At 71.0% G+C, this 2,093-nt stretch carries 1 protein-coding gene; it reads right to left on the reverse strand.

Features of this window, described 5'->3' with window-relative positions:
* The coding region (gene treS / locus L2I40_RS22345) for a maltose alpha-D-glucosyltransferase (RefSeq protein ID WP_237217521.1) at positions 1–1,887 on the reverse strand (1,887 nt) is incomplete at its 3' end.
* Positions 1,888–2,093 lie beyond the last annotated feature (206 nt).

The following is a 2,093-nucleotide window of genomic DNA, read 5'->3' on the forward strand; positions in this document are numbered from 1 at the left end:
CGGCAGCAGCACCGCAAGCGCCAGATGCGCGCCGGCGCCGCCGAGCGACGCCCCTGCGAACCAGCGCCGCAACGGCAGCCAGGCCGGCAGCACCTCCCGCTCCAGCAGCGCGCGCGCCTCGGCGATCAGCCGCTCGGCGCCCGGACGGACCACCAGCGTGCGCAGCTCCGGCAGCGGCTCCGGCGCGGGCACGTGCCAGGCCGGCAGGGCGGCGCCCTGTGCAAGCAGGAACCAGTGGAACGCATAGGGCGGCAGCGTCAGCACGTAGGGCAGCGGCCCGACCGGCGGGAAGGGCGTGCCGCCCAACATCTCGACCGGCACGCGACCCGCGAGCTCCGACAGGTCGAGCTCCACCGCCTGCGCCGCGCGGGAGAGGTTGAAGACACAGAGCGCGACCTCGCCCTCGTATTCGCGCAGATAGGCGAGCACCTTGCGGTTGCCGGGGTAGAGCAGCCGCAGCGTGCCGCGGCCGAAGGCGCGGGTGCGCTTGCGCAGCGCGAGCATGCGGCGGGTCCAGTTCAGCAGGCTGGTGGAGTCGCGGAGCTGCGTCTCCACGTTCACCGACTGGAAGCCGTAGAGCGGGTCCTGGATCGGCGGCAGCACCAGCGCCGCGGGATCGGCACGCGAGAAGCCGCCATTGCGGTCGGGCGACCACTGCATCGGCGTGCGCACCCCGTCGCGGTCGCGCAGATACACGTTGTCGCCCATGCCGATCTCGTCGCCGTAGTAGATCACCGGCGTGCCGGGCATCGACAGCAGCAGCCCGTTCATCAGCTCGATCCGTCGCCGGTCGCGCTCCATCAGGGGTGCCAGGCGCCGGCGGATGCCGAGATTCAGGCGCGCCCGGCTGTCCGCGGCATAGGTGGACCAGAGCGCGTCGCGCTCCGCATCCGTCACCATCTCGAGCGTCAGCTCGTCGTGGTTGCGCAGGAACACCGCCCATTGGCAGCCCTCCGGCAGCTCGGGCGTCTGGCGCAGGATGTCGGTGACGGGGAAGCGGTCCTCCTGCGCCACCGCCATGTACATCCGCGGCATGAGCGGGAAGTGGAAGCACATGTGGCACTCGTCGCCCTCGCCGAAATAGGCGCGGACGTCCTCGGGCCAGAGATTGGCTTCCGCCAGCAGCATGCGGCCGGGATGGCGGCGCTCGAGCTCGGCGCGCAGCCGCTTCAGGATGGCATGCGTCTCGGGCAGGTTGTCGTTCGACGTGCCCTCGCGCTCCACGAGGTAGGAGACCGCGTCGAGCCGGAAGCCGTCCACGCCGAGATCGGCCCAGAAGCGCATGACGCGCAGCATGGCGGCGAGCACGCGCGGGTTGTCGAAGTTGAGGTCGGGCTGGTGGGCGTAGAAGCGATGCCAGTAGTACTGGCCGGCCACGGGGTCCCAGGTCCAGTTCGACGGCTCGATGTCGCAGAACACCACGCGGGTGCCGGCGTAGCGCCGGTCGTCGTCGGACCAGACGTAGAAATCGCGCTGCCAGGATCCTTTCGGTGCGAGCCGGGCGCGCTGGAACCAGGGATGGTCGCTGCTGGTGTGGTTCAGCACGAGCTCCGTGATCACCTTCATGCCGCGCGCATGGGCCGCGTCCACGAAGCGGCGGACATCGGCGAGCTTGCCGTAGTCGGGATGGACGCCCGTGTAGTCGGCGATGTCGTAGCCGTCGTCGCGCCGCGGCGAGGGGTAGAAGGGCAGCAGCCAGATCGCGTCCACGCCGAGGCTGGCGATGTAGTCGAGCTTGCCGATCAGCCCGGCGAAGTCGCCGACGCCGTCGTCATTGGCGTCCATGAAGGATTTCGGGTGAAGCTGGTAGATGACGGCGTCGCGCCACCAGAGCGGCTCCCGCACGAACTCGCTCTCGCGCCGCCTGCGTCGCTCGTCCCCGGCCATCCCGTGCTCCTTCCGTTGCCGGCATCCTTCCTAGCGGTGAACGACGCGGCGGGCGTCCGGGCCGGCGGTCACGGATCGGGGAGGCAAGGCGGAGGACCCTCCCAGGGGAGCGCGCGCGCCAGCAGGATCGGCCGCGTCGGCGGCCGCGCGCGGCGCGCAACCGACGCGCAAGCGCGACATGCCTGAGGCGCGCAAGCGTCACGCCG

Source organism: Falsiroseomonas oryziterrae, from assembly GCF_021864505.1.
GTDB lineage: Bacteria > Pseudomonadota > Alphaproteobacteria > Acetobacterales > Acetobacteraceae > Falsiroseomonas > Falsiroseomonas oryziterrae.